This window comes from Lysinibacillus sp. NPDC056185 (assembly GCF_047737915.1).
In the GTDB taxonomy this organism is placed as follows: domain Bacteria; phylum Bacillota; class Bacilli; order Bacillales_A; family Planococcaceae; genus Lysinibacillus.
In genome coordinates, this window is sequence record NZ_JBLLLQ010000054.1 from 1 (window position 1) to 15728 (window position 15728).

Below are 15728 nucleotides of genomic sequence, written 5' to 3' on the forward strand. Positions count from 1 at the left end.
AAAGCGAAGCGTCAGCAACAAATGTTTTATCTGTGCGAAAGCGAAGCGTCAGCAACAAATGTTTTATCTGTGCGAAAGCGAAGCGTCAGCAACAACAAAGCGCCCAGCCGGAACGGAAATCACCCCCACGTTCTGATGAAGACCTAACGTATGCAAGTGATAGAAAATATTTCTATATTTCCCTTTAAAAAATTTCAAATATCTCTATAATAGAAGCTAGACTATGCACTCCTACTTTAAGCATATTTAGGTGATTAATAATGACATCTTATGAACGAATACTTATAATGGTCCCGCCGTTTCCCTAGCTACGTCTACTCTTTTCTAAAGAAGTAGATTTTGCTTGTAGGAGGGCAATAAGTTGAAAAAACATGTAGCACCATCTTTATTATTAATGATTGTTCTTGTAGCTTTTCCACAGATTAGCGAGACAATCTATACACCATCTCTACCTGATATTTCAGATGCATTAAATGCTTCAAATCGCTCTGTACAGTTAACCTTAAGTATTTATTTTATAGGGTTTGCTATAGGTGTCTTTTGTTGGGGATGGCTTTCTGATTTTATTGGACGAAGACCGGCCATGCTAGGCGGTTTAATTTTTTATAGTATTGGCAGTTTCATGTGTTTTTACGCAGAAACTATTACTTTTCTATTAGTTAGTAGATTTATACAAGCTTTTGGGGCAGCAACAGGCTCAATAATTACGCAAACCATTTTGCGAGAAAGCGTATCTGGCAGTCAAAGACATGCTATGTTTGCGCAAATTTCTGCGGTGATTGCCTTTACCCCTGCAGTAGGGCCACTAATTGGTGGCTGGGTTGATCAAGGATTTGGCTTTAGAGCTGTTTTCTTTGTACTCGTTGCGATGAGTATTTTGTTGTTCATCTACGCTTATTTTAGACTTCCTGAAACAACAGATAAATCAACGAGAAAAAGAATTGCTATTTTCCCAGTTGTAAAACGTATTATTTCATCTCCACGGGTACTTGCCTTTGGATTGCTGATTGGTGGGATAAATGGTGTGCTATTCAGTTACTATGCCGAAGCTCCCTTTATCTTTATTGACCATTTCAATTTATCACCAGGACTTTATGGATTTCTTGGCATAATTGTGGCGCTTGCCTCTATTATTGGTGCCATGATTTCTAAAAGACTCATCAGCAACTATCAGCCGGAGAAAGTAATTCATCTCGGTTGTTCTGTGATGACTGTCGGCGCTTTATTACTACTAATCGTTAGTTCCTTACCATTGCCTAATATTGTCTTACTAATGGGCATTTTAGTGACCATTTTTATAACGTTATTAGGATCAGGGATTGCTCTACCTAATTGCTTAAGCCTTGCTCTTGTCAACTTTCAGGACGTTATCGGGACAGCTGGCGCAATTTTCAGCTTAGGCTATTACTTACTTGTAAGCTTAATAACATCAGGAATGAGTTTCCTGCACAATGGTTCATTGACGATTATGCCACTATATTTCTTCATCCTATCGATGATACTGTTATTATTCGGAAGAAAGTTTATTGTTTAAAATATTGTAGCGGGAATATATATAATCAATAGCGCTTCCAGTAACGGCCACCCTATATATCTATGAGGGTGGCTGCTTCTTTACTGAAAATAATAATTGACTACTTCTTCAGCAGAATGAAAAATAATATTGCTTTGCGTTTTATAAATAAACTTAGGTGAAGTACAAGCTTTTTCGAGACTTTTTGCGTTCTTTAAAGTATCAGTCATTTGCTCGATTATCTCAGAATAGCCATCAAGATTATTCGAGATTTTCGGCATCATTGTATCGGAAACGTCTAAAACAATGGAAACTTGATCCTCCGCAAAATTATTTAAATTAATAAAAAAGCACTCCTCTAAATCTTTCGAATGCTTGTCTACATTAATAACTGCTTCACTATATTTTGCGATTAATCCAGTAGATGTCACTGTAATTGTAAAGCCTTGTTCGGTTAGTTTTTTATTAATGGCATCTAACAAAGTATTGACTTCAGCATCCATTTTAGGCGTTACCGTTGACTGCATTAAATTGTCACAATTTTGATGAATAGTATCAATTTCTGTCTGCTTATCAACAAGTAATTTAAAGTTTGATATCGAGTACACGCTAAATCTCCCCTTTATTATAAGTTTGACATTAGGGCGTTTTTTTAGTCATCTTTTAGCTATAAATTTTTAAAAGATTGTTGCTGATAAAACATAAAAACAGAGTTAATCTACAAGATGTGTAGAATCCACTCTGTTTTTATGTTTTATATTTCGCATATCGAATATTTAACTAAAGCCCCTATAGTTGAACAGGATAAAGTATGTTATTCATTATTTGGTTTTATTATTGGTTTTCCATCCTTATCCAATAACGGGGTAATTCCTCCCGCATATCCACTCCAACTAAATAAATAATGAACTCCTGTTTCTATATCTACTATTATTCTGTTTCCATTAGCCACACCATTTTCTGTAAGGATTTCTTCAAATCTCTTCTTTGATCCTTTATTCTTCTCTGAGTCTTTATTAAACATTTTTTCGCCCCCATATTCATTTATATGTTAACGCTATTACTGAATAACCCTTTTTATACTAAGCTCTTATCAGTTGATTATTACAAAAGCAATAAAAGGTAAGCGTTTTCTCGAAAACTACCCATTGTATTAACATATGATACGAAAGCACCTATTAGTTTAAGTACATTTATTCACAAACTTATACTTCTTGTTTCATTTTGGAGGGTGTTAGAGATATACGAAGTTCTAAAAACTGACTGTATTTTTTAGTTTAAGAACCTTTTTATACTTGATATAGCAAGCTATTCTCCAAGGAATTAAATAACAAATAGCAAGTAAGAAAATTAGCACATTGAGTGTAGCTGGTTCGATAGTAGAAATATGTTGTCGAAAATAATAACGTAAAGCAATTATAAGGGCGAAAGTAATTATAAAAGCAGGACTTTTCTTAGAATAAATTAAACCATCATTTCGTATTTCATAATCTGACCATAAAATTAGAGGAATAGAAAAACCCACTCCTAAAAAAATTGCTATAGATAATTGAAGGTATGTGACGTCCCCAGAAGCGTTTAGAAAAAATGAAAATCCTGGTGTTAAAAATAGAAGAGGAAGAATTAATCGCCCTCCTCTGCCTTTGGTTGGTTTGTACATAGAACGGATTCTACGAACTAAAATGAACAATCCAATAATTAGAAACATAGAAGTAGCTGGTATTGCAGTTTGCATAAAAACCTCCCTGAATTATGTTTTAATATATTTATTATTGCATAAATTTCAACAAAGACTATGTTTTTCCTTATACAACTAAACTCCCTCTATAAACATTGAAGTATCAACGGTTTTCACCACTTTGTGATGTAGTAAAAATATTTTTTCATCTCTTTTTAAACTTATACTTGAATTTATAGTTTTTATTACCAAATCGAGCGTACGCTTCGCTAAAACTAATGAAAATCATTAGCTTTTTTAGTCCACTATTTGATGCACAATGGATCTCTGCGATGCTTATGACGACGTACCCTCCCATGTCTCTTAGCGTCAGTGCGCTTACATTCCTTCGTTCGGTCTATTCATAAGGCAGAGGCCTGCTAAGCTGCCCCGGGGACTCTTGGTCTAAGTTTAGTTATGTTGCTGGCTTCTCCGTGTCATCCTTCTTTTTATAGTTCGATGAAGAAAATTTGTTTACGCTGCCTCTGCGAGACAGTAGAGGTCTTTCATCATATGTTTCTCGTCAAAACGGACTTTCTTTTTACAAATACCATGTAATACCTTTAGTAATTTACCACACAGTACCACCATTGATTGTTTTCCACGTAAAGGATTTTGTTGACGTGTTGTGTAATATTCATGAAGTTGCTTAAATGCTTCATTGTGACGAATGAGTGGTACTATTACTTTAAACAGAATATATCTAAGTCTCTTTCTTCCTCGTTTGGAGATATGTTTTTGCCCTTTATGTTGACCAGATGAGTTTTCACGTAATGTTAATCCCGCTAGTTTGATGAGTTGGCGTGGATTTTCATAAAGTGAAAAACATCCTACTTCTGAAAGTAAATCAACAATCGTCGCATCTCCTAAACCTGGAACTGATGCAAGTAAATCATATTCCATCGTTGTTTTAGCCATTTCGGCTAATTGATTATTTACAGATTCAATTTCGCTTTCTAATAAGCGATACTGACGTAGGAGCGTGGCGATTTCACGTCGGGCCATCTCTGTTCCTTCTGTCAGTCCAATAGAGTTTATCGCAGCTTCAATAAGTAGCTTTGCTTTAGGTAACTGCGGAACTCTCATCCCCTCTACCTGACGGTAGAGAAAAACAAGCTGTTCAGCATTTTTCTGTTCAATATCTTGTGGCAACGGAGTCATTTCAAGGGTGGCAAGTGCCATCTTACCAAAGGACGGAAAGACTTGAGTAAACTCTGGAAAATAACGATCCAGCCAACGAATGATTCGATTTTTAATACTTGCTAAGTCCTCCGTTAATTTGGAACGAAGGGTAGAACCAATGCGCAATTCAGCATTTATGTCTTTTAATAAACGTGGATAACTAAATCGTCCGTCTTTCAGTAAACGAGCAATGACAAGCGCATCTTTTTTATCGTGCTTTGTCGGTAAATTATCATCCAGTTCTTTCGAACGTTTGACATGCATTGGATTGACCATGACGAGTGGGATTCCATATTGGTCTAAAAAATACGCTAAATTCATCCAATAGTGACCCGTAGGTTCAATTCCAACAATTACTTCTGTTTTCTGAGTTTCTTTCATCGTTAGTCGAATCTTTTCATACAAACTTTCAAAACCTTCTATTGATTGATGTACAGCAAAAGCTTTTTTCATCACGCGTCCTCGTTCATCGACAAAACAAGCGTAATGAACGCGCTTCGCTATGTCTATACCTACGACGAGTGTATTATCAGTCACTTGATTAATTTTGTAATTCATTTTAGAATGCATTTAGGAGTCCTCCTTGTAGATGTTGGATCAATGGTCGTTGACACTCAGCATCATACTAGAGGACTCTTTTTCTTTCAAGACCCTGAACATCTTTCAAACAGGAATGCTGCCCCGTTCGCTCAATAAGAAAAGCTACCTTTGAATTCGGTAGCTTGATCTTAAAACTCTTGCACCTCGTCAGTGAAAGAAAGCATAGTATCCCCTAAAAAACTCTAGAGAGATTTAAAATTTTCATCTTTCTCGTATCCTCCAAGGCTTGGTTCTACAACGCTGTCTTTAAACCTTTCCTCACTTGCTCCGTAAATCTTGAAATTCCTTTGCGCTTGCTTCAAAGATACTTCATTGGCTCCACCTTCAAAGTCTGGGTCCTCATTCTGTACGAAATCATCTTCCCAATAGCAAACTTTACATATTTCATAACTGTCTAGTGTTCCTTCTGCAAGAGTCTTATAACCACAACAAGGACAAGTATACTTTCTCATTTGATATTCGCTCCAAACTCATAATCTTACTAATGCTATAATACATTAACAAAAATTAATTTTCTCATCTTTGTTCTACTAGCCTACTGGATTAATTCGTTGTGATTTGAGGATAAATCAGGATATAACAAAAGGCTGTCACAAAGAGCTAATCAGACAGCCTTTCTAAACTTAAAGTTGATGTTTAACCATTGTATAGTAGCTACTTCCAGGCGGATAATCTTTTATTTCACCTACAACCTCATAGCCCCTCGCTTCATAAAACGTACGTGCTTGAAAGTCATATGTAGTTAGCAATGCCTTCGTAGCGCCCATTTGCTTGGCTGTTTCTTCAGCTTTCACCAGTAGTTGTCCACCAATACCTTTTCCACGGTATTCTTCACTAAACCAAAACTTATTGATTTCTACCCATCCCCAATATACCTCAGCAGTGATGCCGCCTATCCATTGCTGTTGATCATCGGTTACGATTAGGTTTAACGGACGAACAGAACCCTTTTGTCTACTCTCTTTATGATACGGTGAATGTTCATCGTTGTACTCTTTAATCTTTGCATTTAAAAACGTAGTAAAGTCATCCTGATTTTCTAATAAAATCTCAACTTGATAATCCATATGAATCCCCCTTCCATATGTATTTCTATGCTTCATAACGTTCCATTAGCTTTTCCTTATGAGCTGAAAAAATTTCTTCCAGTGAAATATCATATTTATTAGCGATAACAATAATATTCCCTAAAACGTCTCCAAGCTCCTCTACTAATTCTTGCTTATTTTCTTCATATGTTTGAATCTTTTCATCTGGTCGATCTCTACCAATTTCTAAAGCTCGTATAGCTCTCGCTACTTCCCCAGTTTCTTCAGCTAGGAAGCCAATACGCGTAAAAATACTTAAATCAGACCAACCACGTGTATCATAGTAATCCTTTAGCCATTTTTGAAACTCATTTAATTCCATTTCTATTTCCTCCATTTCTTTCCTCTCAAAATTAAATTATACTATAAAAGTGAAATGTGAATCAGTGGGGTTTTTTCATCCCCCGCTTACAGTTCACTGCCCGTTAATGCGGAAAGATACTTATCAGATATGGAGGAACAATGATGGATAGTATTGCAGTATTTTGCGGATCAAGCATCGGTGCTTCTGAGGCATATAAAGAAGGAGCTATTCTTCTAGGAAAAGAATTAGCAAAACGTAATATTACCTTAATTTATGGCGGAGCGAGTGTAGGTGTGATGGGAACAGTTGCAGACACGGTTCTTCGTGAAGGTGGCAAGGTGATTGGGGTTATTCCGACGTTGTTAGAGGAACGTGAAATTTCTCATAAACATTTAACTGAGCTAATTGTCGTCAATTCTATGCATGAGCGCAAAAGCAAAATGATGGAACTAGCTGATGGCTTTATTGCTTTACCTGGAGGCCCTGGTACGTTAGAAGAATTTTTTGAAGTATTCACTTGGAATCAAATCGGCCTTCTACAAAAGCCTTGTGGTATTTTAAATATCAATCATTATTACGATTTACTCATTGAGTTATTTGACCATATGCAAAACGAACAATTTTTACAAGCCAAATCTCGAAACGCCCTTCTTGTAGATGAAGATGTTGTGGGACTATTAGATAAATGTGCAGCCTATGTTCCACCTGCAGTTAAAACATATCAAACGAATAAATGAATGCAGACTTCTTTAACCATGGAACTATAGGGTATTGTACTGGATTTGTTACTATCTTACATACTCGAAAAACAGCTGAAATCTATGAATTCAGCTGTTTTACATTTATCTATGAGATTTAAATAAAATATGACTATTCTGCACAACGAGTGGTTTATTTCCGTTCCGGCCGAGTGCTTTGTTGTTGCTGACGCTTCGCTTTCGCACAGATAAAACATTTGTTGCTGACGCTTCGCTTTCGCACAGAGCAAAGCTTCCTGGGGGCGTCCGATGAGGTCAACACGATGTTGGTCACAAAGGCGTTATCACAGGACGTGATGGTTTTAGCCTTCGTTCCTCTATTGCTAATCCCCAAGGAGTCACTTAGTCTCCACTCCAATCAACCAATTCACATAGCGTGTATCTATTGGTAACAGATGCTTCCGTTGCTTATGTATATTTCATCACAAACTATTTTTATACTGTCTCAATCTTTAATTCCCTAGCCTGTATCATTAATTCACAAAGTGGACAGTCAAATAATACGTGTAATTCAAACCCTGTTTCAGTTTTATAGATTTCATCATATAGCCACCAAGAACCTTCTAATTGTTCTGGAATCGAACTTTTCTCTATATCACTAAAAGTTAATCTTACATTTGTATCGTACCAACCTACACTTGTTCCAGCTATAGTAAGCGTAATTGTAGATTCAGTTGAAGAGAAAGATAATACTTCTCCATCGTGCAATGATTTTGTATGTATTTCAAGAACTTGAGATGGGAGCTGCTCTTTTATTTCCTCAAATTGGTCCTTATACTGTTTACTTAAATCGTGACTACGACTTTGATAATTTTCATTCCACTCTTCAGCCATTTTTCGTAATTCTTTAGATGGATATTTAGTTTTTAGAGAGCCATCTAAAATATATGGATGAAATGGTGCTGGAAGGAATGTTAATAAGTCATTTTTTCGCCATTCCAACTCTGCTTGTAACATTTCGATATAGCTTGTCCCATCTTCGTTTATCCAATTTAAACTTTCTTCCCAATCTTCTTTAGAGTCAGGGAAAGTCAAAAAACCATTGACTTGCATTTCACGATACCAATTTTGAGTGAAATATTTCAATTAAAAATCCCCCGTTCGTTATTTCTTGTTGATCTTTATCTTATTTTAATATACATCCAATAATAAATCATCCCTGTGAGAAATCGGCAAAATATTTGGTTGTTTTTGGAGGGTATACACTGATGCAATAAAGATGTAAGTTAATTTTAATAAGCGGGGTTTTTATAGCTCCAACTAAATAATGTTCCTTGCAGTTAAAAGATATAACAAAAAAGGCCAGTATTCAATATTTTGAATCACTGGCCTTCCCCATTATCTCATAGAATTAATAATTTTCACCATGCCATCAACGGTAATAGCATTTGCACTGACTTCATCAACAATAAAAGTGTATTGAAAATCATTTTTCACGATATTAGAAATGACAAAATCTAAGCTTTTATAATAAACCATCTCATTTCCATCAGGTAATTTCACTGTTTTAGCACCCTTTGGAAATGAACGTTCATATTCATTGTCGGTTATTTCTATTATATAATGTGTACGACCTGCATCCTCTACCAAATATCGGATGGATAGTTGAGGATGTTTATGATTAAATGATCCAAAAACATGAGTGAAAGTAATAGGTGGAAGTCGTGTTGGTAAAGGGATATCACGTTTAAAAACCGCTTCACTTTCTTGAATTGCTTTATTAACTTCTGTATACTCTCCACCTTCTAAATAGATTTTTTCTTAATCAGTAGTAATTGCTTCCACATGATTGATTTGAAAATATAGAAGTAGTAAAAGACATACACTCATTTTCCACAATTCTTTTTTAACCTCCTGATTTCATTTCCCTTTTCTTTCTCCTAAATCAGAAAATATATGAGTTTTAGTCTTTTCAAGTCCCTTGCAAAGCCTTTAAAATATCTTGAATTTCTACTAAATTTTCAATGATGTAATCCGCTTCAACACTTTGCCATGCATCATTTCGTTTCCAAATAGTCATCATCCCTACTTTTTTAGCTGCTTCCACATCATTAAAAGCATGATCCCCAACGTACATACTTTCATTAGCTGACACTTCTAGCTTAGATAACGCTCTATCAAATATTTCTGCATCCGGCTTTTTGATGCCTTCCCATTCAGAGATAAGAATCACGTCAAAAACCTCTTCAATTCCTAACGCTCGTATATTATCTAATTGAAATTGCCCAAAACCATTTGTAATCATGCCAAGTTTTAAGCCTTGCTTCTTCAAATTGCGCAACATGCTTTGTAAGTTTATAAATGGAATACAAGAATGCTTAAATTCCTGCAGGTAATCCTCTAACATTGCTTTTGGAGATAACTTAATAGAAAATTCTTCGATTAATTGTTGATAGACCTTATCTTTCCATACATAGCCATGATTATCTAGCTCAATAAAGCGTTGAACATAGTTCTCTTTTAAAATGTGTGATAGATTCGGCTTTAATCGCTCGTATTGTTGTTCAGTAAATAAGCGAACTGAACTATCACGATCTAACAATGTTCCATCTAAATCAAAAATCACCGCTTGAATCATTAGTTTGCATCCCCTTTATTTAAAACTTCATTCTACAACTTTTTCGTTTTTTCACTGCCACTACCGCTATCATCACCATTACTAACTTCATCACCAAAATTAATGCGTAAATGCTAAAAGATATGATCGCTGGCAAAAGCACTAACCACCAAGACCATGCAATAACATCCGTGAGCTTTAATACTATAAAGACAATTGTTAATACCACCAGATACAAGATTTTCGTCATACCAAATTTAGTTTCTTGTCGTTAATTCTTCTGAAGTCACTTTTTGTTATCAACTATTTAATCACTTTACATGAAATGTTTAAATATTTAAACTTTTTCAAAAAAAGACGAACCTTTTCATTTGGTAATTCGTCTAAATATTGGAAACTAGAGTTCTAGAGTAAATAAAAGGGAGAAATGATCATGAAAAAACCGATTAAAAGAACTTGGATGATTGCTTCAGCACTAACAATAGGTATGGCAGTTCTAACACCACTTCAAGCAGGAGCTACAGCAGTAGAACCAACAAATGGTGTTACTGTTCAAATCGAACAACAAATATCAGGAACGATAAAAGACATCAACGGAGACGGGATTAATCTAAAAGGTAAAGACAGTAAAAACTACTATATCAGTTTCATTAAATTTTCTGAAGAACAATTAGCAAACATGAACTTAGTTGAAGGACATGAAATTACTGTAGAAGGAAATCTAGTAGAGGATTATTCAGACTTCTATACATTTGAAGTTTATAAAAGAGTGTTGCCTAAAGAAGTAACGGAAGAAGAGCTAACAAAATTAGAAAAATTGTTTAATGAAAAAATCAAATTACACAAAGAATTGTCAAATGAAATGACAGAAGAAGAGTTTGAAAAGAAATTTGAAGAAATCAAGAAAATAAGTGAAGACATGTATAAAATTTTAAAACCATATCTATTAGCTAATTGGCAGCCTGTAACGTTTGAAGAATATATAGAAAATTACGGATTTAATGAAAAAAATATAGTTATAGAAGAAAATGATAAAAAACAGCTCAAAGTTATTTATGAAGAATGGGTCAAGCTTGAAAAAGATGGTCAAGAGGTAAAGGCTAACGAAAAATATGATGAACTTCATAAAATCCTAGAACCATATATTGATGACCTTTATCCACCTCAAACATTTGAAGAGTACATGGAAGGTAAAGAGTTTGATATCCCTACAGAAACTTTAGCAAAACTAAAAACTATTTATGAAGATGCTCAAAAAGCTGAAAAAGCTAAAAATGATGAATTAGCTGAAAAAACATGGAATGAATTCTATGAAATCATTGATCCGTTCATCAAGCCTCTAACATTTGAAAAATACATGGCTGACTTTGATTTCGAAGTCAGTGAAGCGGATAACAAGCAATTAAAACAACTTTATGATGAAATCTTAAAGCTAGATGAAAAAGAAGAACAAGTAAAAATTGAAGAGAAATGGGAAACATTTAATAAAATTTTAGACCCTTATTTTAAAGCAAATAAAGAAATTCTAATTTCAGCTTCTAAAGTAACAATTAACGGTCAAGACTATCTTCCACAATAAGTAAAAGAATCGAGGTGTCCCAACAATCATTTTAAGATGATTATTGAGATTCCTCTTTTTGTTAATTCCACAATAATATTCAGAGATTTTTTATACAAGAGAACTTCCTTTAACTTTTGCCCATCGTCCGATATAAGTCCCCTTCTCTTTTGAAACAGAGAAAACATTACTTTGTACTTTTACATCCCCTCCATAGGTAGTTTCTTAAATCTATTTTTAATTCCACTTGAGGTAAAACGAAAACAGAACAATTCTTTTATTAGCCATAATTTCTGGTGGTAGAATTTTATCAACGCATTCATTACTTATAAGATTTTCCCAACCATATGTACCTTGTACTGTTGGTGCTTTATATAATCAGACTGCTCAAACTTGGATGTTATACAACTATTTATGTACTTAACATGAAATGTTTTAAAATTTTTTGAAAAATAACGAAACTTTCTAACTGGAAATCCGTATAAATATTGGAAACTGAGAGTTCCAGAGTAAATAAAAGGGAGAAATGATCATGAAAAAACCGATTAAAAGAACTTGGATGATTGCTTCAGCACTAACAATAGGAATGGCTGTTCTGACGCCACTTCAAGCAGGGGCTACTGAAGTAGAACCAACAAATGGTGTTACTGTTCAAATCGAACAACAAGTTACAGGAACGATTAAAGGAATCAGTGATGACGGGATTTATCTAAAAGGTAGAGACGGTAAAAACTACTATATCAACTTCTATAAATTTTCTGATGAACAAATTGCAAAAATGAACCTAGTAGAAGGACAGGAAATCACAGTTGAAGGCAGCGCAGTAGAGGGTTTTTCAGACTTCTATACATTCGAAGTTTATAAAAAAGAATTGCCTAAAGAGGTAACAAATGAAGAGTTAACAAAATTAGAAGAAATGTTTAACGAAGCGAGGAAGCTGCAAAAAGAAGCTGCAAAAGCCGATGAAAATAAAGCGTTTGAAGAGGCAGAAAAGATATATGAAGAAATGCATAAAATTTATTTAGACATGGGTAAAATTATTAAGCCATATTATTTAGCTACTTGGCAACCTGAACCATTTGAAGAGTATATAGAAAATTTCGGCTTTAGTGAAAAAAATATAGTTATAGAAGAAAATGATAATAAACAGCTTAAAGTTCTTTATGAAGAATGGGTAAAGCTTGAAAAAGATAGTCAAGAGGAAAAGGCTAACGAAAAAATGAATGAGTTTCACAAAATCCTTCAATCGTATTTTGATAAACTTTATCCAACTCCAACATTTGAAGCGTTTATCGAAAGATTTGAGTTAGATATCCCTGCTGAAGATTTTGCAAAATTAAAAAATATTTATGATAATGCTCAAAAAGCAGAAAAAGATGGCAATGCTGATGAGTCTGTAAATTTGTGGGAGGAATTCTATTACATCATTGATCAATTCATAACGCCTCAAACATTTGAAGAGTACATGGCGGACTATGAATTCAAAGTTAGTGAAGCGGATAGCAACCAATTAAAACAGCTTTATGAAGAAATCTTAAAGCTAAATATAAAAGAAGACAAAGCAAAAATTGAAGAGAAATGGGAAGCATTTCACATTATTTTAGAACCATATTTCAAAGCAAATAAAGAAATTCTAATTTCACCTTCTAAACTAACAGTTAACGGTCAAGAATATCTTCCACAATAAGTAAAAGAATCGAGTAATCCCAATAATCATTTAAGATGATTGTTGGGATTACTCTTTTTTTAATTCCACAATAATATTAGAGATTTTTTCCTAAGTCTATACCATACTGCAATCAGTTTATTGCTACAGAAAAAATATAAGAAGAACTTCCTTTTGCACATCTTCCAATATAAGTCCCCTGCTCTTTTGAAACAGAGAAAACATTACCTTGTACTTTTACATCCCCTCAATAGGTAGTTTCTTAAATTTCACTAGAAACAAAAACGGAACAAATTTTTTATTTGCCATAATTTCTGGTGGTAGAATTTTATCAACACATTCTTTGTTTATAAAATTTCTCCAATAATATGTACTTTGTACTGTTGGTGCTTTATTAAATCAGACTCCTCAAACTCTAATGCTATACAACTATGTTTTAAAATTTTTTAAAAAACAATGAACCTTTTTAATTGGAAATCCGTCTAAATATTGGTAACAACAAGTTCCAGAGTAAATTAAAGGGAGAAATGATTATGAAAAAACCTATAAAAAAAACTTGGATGATTGCTTCAGCATTAACAATAGGAATGGCTGTTCTGACACCACTTCAGGCAGGAGCTACTGCAGTAGAACCAACAAATGGTATTGCTGTTCAAATCGAACAACAAGTTACAGGAACGATTAAAAGCATCAGTGATGACGGGTTTGATCTAAAAGGCATAGATGGTAAAAACTACTATATAAGCTTCCATAAATTTTCTGATGAACAAATAGAAAAAATAAACTTAGTAGAAGGACAGGAAATCACAGTTGAAGGTAGCGTAGCAGAGGATTATTTAGACTTCTATACATTCGAAGCCTATAAAAAAGAATTGCCTAAAGAGGTAACAAATGAAGATTTAACAAAATTAGAAAAGTTGTTTAATGAAAAGAAAAAGCTGCAAAAGGAAATGTCAAATGAAATAGCAGAAGAAGAACTCGAAAAGAAATTTGAAGAAATTGGTAAAATATACGAAGAGATGTATAAAATTACAAAACCATATATATTAGCTAAGTCGCAATCTCAAACATTTGAAGAGTTTATAGCAGATTTCGGATTTAGTGAAAAAAATATAGTTATTGAAGAAAATGATAATAAACAGCTTAAAGTTATTTATGAAGAATGGGTAAAACTTGAAAAAGATGGTCAAGAGGAAAAGGCTAACGAAAAAATGAACGAATTTAATATAACCCTTCAACCATATTTAGATAAACTTTATCCAACTCCAACATTTGAAGAATTCATGGAACGATTTGAGCTAGATATCCCTGCTGAAGCTTTAGCAAAACTAAAAAATATTTATGATAATGCTCAAAAAGCAGAAAAAGATGACAATGCTGATTTGTCTGAAAAACTATGGGAGGATTTATATTACATCATTGGTCAATTCATAACGCCTCAAACATTTGAAGAATTCATGGCTGACTATGAATTCAAAGTTAGCGAAGCGGATAGCAAGCAATTAAAACAGCTTTATGAAGAAATCTTAAAGCTAGATATAAAAGAAGACAAAGCAAAAATTGAAGAGAAATGGGGAGCATTTGACAATATTTTAGAGCCCTATTTTAAAGCAAATAAGGAAATTTTAATCTCTGCTTCCAAAGTAATAATTAACGGACAAGAATATACTCCACAATAAGGAAAAACATTGAGGTGTCTCAACAATCATTTAGGATGATTGTTGGGATTCCTCTTTTTGTTAATTCCACAAAAATATTTCGGGATTTTTTCTAATATCTATACCATAGTACAATCAGTTTACTTCTATAGAATAAATATAAGAAGAACTTCCTTTTGCCCAACTTCCGATATAAGTCCCCTTCTCTTTTGGAACAGAGAAAACATTAACTTATACTTTTACTAGTGTTTTCTACTTCTATCCCCTCAATAGATAGTTTCTTAAATCTAATTTTAATTTGAGGTGAAACAGAAAAACGGAACAATTCTTTTATTAGCAATAATTTCTGCTGATATAATTTTATCAACGCATTTATTATTCATAAGATTTTTCCAACAACCTTGTACTATTAGTGCTTTAATAATCAAACTGCTCAAACTTTGAACAACTATTTATGTACTTAACATGGAATATTTTAAAATTTTTAAAAAAATAACGAACCTTCTTAACTGGAAATACGTCTAAATATTGGAAACGATAATTTCCAGAGTAAATAAAAGGGAGAAATGATCATGAAAAAACCGATTAAAAAAACTTGGATGATTGCTTCAGCATTAACAATAGGAATGGCTGTTCTGACACCACTTCAGGCAGGAGCTACTGCAGTAGACCCAACAAATGGTGTTACTGTTCAAATCGAACAACAAGTTACAGGAACGATTAAATACATCTACGGAGATGGGATTGATCTAAAAGGTAGGGATGGTAAAAACTACTATATCAGCTTCTATAAATTTTCTGATGAACAACTAGAAAAAATGAACTTCGTAGAAGGACAGGAAATCACAGTTGAAGGTAACGTAGCAGAGGATTATTCAGATTTCTACACATTCGAAGCTTATAAAAAAGAATTACCTAAAGAGGTAACGAAAGAAGAGCTAACAAAATTAGAAAAATTGTTTAATGAAAAGAAAAAGCTTCAAAAAGAATTGTCAAATGAAATGACAGAAGAAGAAGTCGAAAAGAAATTTGAAGAAATTGATAAAATTTATAAAGAAATGGATAAAATCACAAAACCATATATATTAGCTAAGTGGCAACCTCAAACATTTGAAGAGTATATAGCC

16 protein-coding genes and 1 pseudogene are annotated in these 15728 nt (G+C 33.7%); 7 read left to right on the forward strand and 10 right to left on the reverse strand.

The genetic code is table 11. The features are described 5' to 3' along the window. A partial coding sequence (locus ACMZ42_RS26015; RefSeq protein ID WP_415733284.1) for a hypothetical protein occupies positions 1–188 on the forward strand: 188 nt, incomplete at its 5' end. 173 nt (positions 189–361) lie between these two features. Continuing rightward, on the forward strand, positions 362–1534 hold the full coding sequence (locus ACMZ42_RS26020) for a multidrug effflux MFS transporter (RefSeq protein WP_415733285.1): 1173 nt from the start codon (positions 362–364) through the stop codon (positions 1532–1534). A gap of 80 nt (positions 1535–1614) precedes the next feature. On the opposite strand, the gene ACMZ42_RS26025 is transcribed toward ACMZ42_RS26020, so the two are convergent. The 7 genes from ACMZ42_RS26025 to ACMZ42_RS26055 all read right to left on the reverse strand — a co-directional run bounded on the left by ACMZ42_RS26025 (position 1615) and on the right by ACMZ42_RS26055 (position 6422). Continuing rightward, positions 1615–2121, reverse strand: coding sequence for a hypothetical protein (locus ACMZ42_RS26025; protein ID WP_370083351.1), 507 nt, complete (start codon positions 2119–2121; stop codon positions 1615–1617). 206 nt (positions 2122–2327) lie between these two features. Next, positions 2328–2537 (reverse strand): DUF6440 family protein, encoded by a 210-nt coding sequence (locus ACMZ42_RS26030; RefSeq protein WP_402873417.1) that lies wholly within the window; start codon positions 2535–2537, stop codon positions 2328–2330. Positions 2538–2765: 228 nt separating this feature from the next. After that, positions 2766–3248: a CcdC family protein gene (locus ACMZ42_RS26035; protein WP_415733286.1), complete on the reverse strand. Its 483-nt coding sequence runs from the start codon at positions 3246–3248 to the stop codon at positions 2766–2768. Positions 3249–3704: 456 nt separating this feature from the next. Continuing rightward, the gene (locus ACMZ42_RS26040) at positions 3705–4982 is read right to left on the reverse strand and encodes an IS110 family transposase (RefSeq protein ID WP_415733287.1); all 1278 of its coding nucleotides are present in this window, start codon (positions 4980–4982) and stop codon (positions 3705–3707) included. A 212-nt stretch (positions 4983–5194) separates the two neighbouring features. Beyond that, positions 5195–5464 (reverse strand): CPCC family cysteine-rich protein, encoded by a 270-nt coding sequence (locus ACMZ42_RS26045; protein ID WP_370083356.1) that lies wholly within the window; start codon positions 5462–5464, stop codon positions 5195–5197. 171 nt (positions 5465–5635) lie between these two features. After that, complete coding sequence (locus ACMZ42_RS26050; RefSeq protein WP_370083357.1) at positions 5636–6079, reverse strand: GNAT family N-acetyltransferase; 444 nt, start codon at positions 6077–6079, stop codon at positions 5636–5638. Positions 6080–6104: 25 nt separating this feature from the next. Beyond that, positions 6105–6422, reverse strand: a complete 318-nt coding sequence (locus tag ACMZ42_RS26055; RefSeq protein WP_370082693.1) for a MazG nucleotide pyrophosphohydrolase domain-containing protein — start codon at positions 6420–6422, stop codon at positions 6105–6107. Between the two features lie 143 nt (positions 6423–6565). On the opposite strand from ACMZ42_RS26055, the gene ACMZ42_RS26060 reads away from it, so the two are divergent. Continuing rightward, positions 6566–7141, forward strand: coding sequence for a TIGR00730 family Rossman fold protein (locus ACMZ42_RS26060; RefSeq protein WP_415733288.1), 576 nt, complete (start codon positions 6566–6568; stop codon positions 7139–7141). A gap of 456 nt (positions 7142–7597) precedes the next feature. On the opposite strand, the gene ACMZ42_RS26065 is transcribed toward ACMZ42_RS26060, so the two are convergent. From ACMZ42_RS26065 to ACMZ42_RS26075, 3 genes are all read right to left on the reverse strand, one after another. Beyond that, positions 7598–8248, reverse strand: coding sequence for a DUF4085 family protein (locus ACMZ42_RS26065; RefSeq protein ID WP_415733289.1), 651 nt, complete (start codon positions 8246–8248; stop codon positions 7598–7600). Between the two features lie 252 nt (positions 8249–8500). Next, positions 8501–8665, reverse strand: coding sequence for a hypothetical protein (locus ACMZ42_RS26070; RefSeq protein ID WP_415733290.1), 165 nt, complete (start codon positions 8663–8665; stop codon positions 8501–8503). A 409-nt stretch (positions 8666–9074) separates the two neighbouring features. Then, complete coding sequence (locus ACMZ42_RS26075; RefSeq protein WP_415733291.1) at positions 9075–9740, reverse strand: HAD family hydrolase; 666 nt, start codon at positions 9738–9740, stop codon at positions 9075–9077. 412 nt (positions 9741–10152) lie between these two features. Here ACMZ42_RS26075 and ACMZ42_RS26080 point away from each other — a divergent pair, with 412 nt between their 5' ends. The 4 genes and pseudogenes from ACMZ42_RS26080 to ACMZ42_RS26095 all read left to right on the forward strand — a co-directional run. Then, a complete protein-coding gene (locus ACMZ42_RS26080) occupies positions 10153–11298 on the forward strand; it encodes a hypothetical protein (protein ID WP_415733292.1) in 1146 nt (381 codons plus the stop codon). 511 nt (positions 11299–11809) lie between these two features. Then, complete coding sequence (locus ACMZ42_RS26085) at positions 11810–12964, forward strand: hypothetical protein (RefSeq protein WP_415733293.1); 1155 nt, start codon at positions 11810–11812, stop codon at positions 12962–12964. A 506-nt stretch (positions 12965–13470) separates the two neighbouring features. After that, positions 13471–14622 carry a hypothetical protein gene (locus tag ACMZ42_RS26090; protein WP_415733294.1) on the forward strand — a complete coding sequence of 384 codons (1152 nt, stop codon included), beginning with the start codon at positions 13471–13473 and terminating at the stop codon, positions 14620–14622. A 551-nt stretch (positions 14623–15173) separates the two neighbouring features. Continuing rightward, positions 15174–15728 (forward strand): annotated as a pseudogene (locus ACMZ42_RS26095) (hypothetical protein); the annotation flags it as partial.

Excerpts from the sequence above, each read along its gene's own strand:
- ACMZ42_RS26030 (WP_402873417.1), bottom strand. The coding sequence starts at position 2,537 with ATGTTTAATAAAGACTCAGAGAAGAATAAAGGATCAAAGAAGAGATTT.
- ACMZ42_RS26035 (WP_415733286.1), bottom strand. The coding sequence starts at position 3,248 with ATGCAAACTGCAATACCAGCTACTTCTATGTTTCTAATTATTGGATTG.
- ACMZ42_RS26040 (WP_415733287.1), bottom strand. The coding sequence starts at position 4,982 with ATGCATTCTAAAATGAATTACAAAATTAATCAAGTGACTGATAATACA.
- ACMZ42_RS26045 (WP_370083356.1), bottom strand. The coding sequence starts at position 5,464 with ATGAGAAAGTATACTTGTCCTTGTTGTGGTTATAAGACTCTTGCAGAA.
- ACMZ42_RS26050 (WP_370083357.1), bottom strand. The coding sequence starts at position 6,079 with ATGGATTATCAAGTTGAGATTTTATTAGAAAATCAGGATGACTTTACT.
- ACMZ42_RS26055 (WP_370082693.1), bottom strand. The coding sequence starts at position 6,422 with ATGGAATTAAATGAGTTTCAAAAATGGCTAAAGGATTACTATGATACA.
- ACMZ42_RS26060 (WP_415733288.1), top strand. The coding sequence starts at position 6,566 with ATGGATAGTATTGCAGTATTTTGCGGATCAAGCATCGGTGCTTCTGAG.
- ACMZ42_RS26075 (WP_415733291.1), bottom strand. The coding sequence starts at position 9,740 with ATGATTCAAGCGGTGATTTTTGATTTAGATGGAACATTGTTAGATCGT.
- ACMZ42_RS26080 (WP_415733292.1), top strand. The coding sequence starts at position 10,153 with ATGAAAAAACCGATTAAAAGAACTTGGATGATTGCTTCAGCACTAACA.
- ACMZ42_RS26085 (WP_415733293.1), top strand. The coding sequence starts at position 11,810 with ATGAAAAAACCGATTAAAAGAACTTGGATGATTGCTTCAGCACTAACA.
- ACMZ42_RS26090 (WP_415733294.1), top strand. The coding sequence starts at position 13,471 with ATGATTATGAAAAAACCTATAAAAAAAACTTGGATGATTGCTTCAGCA.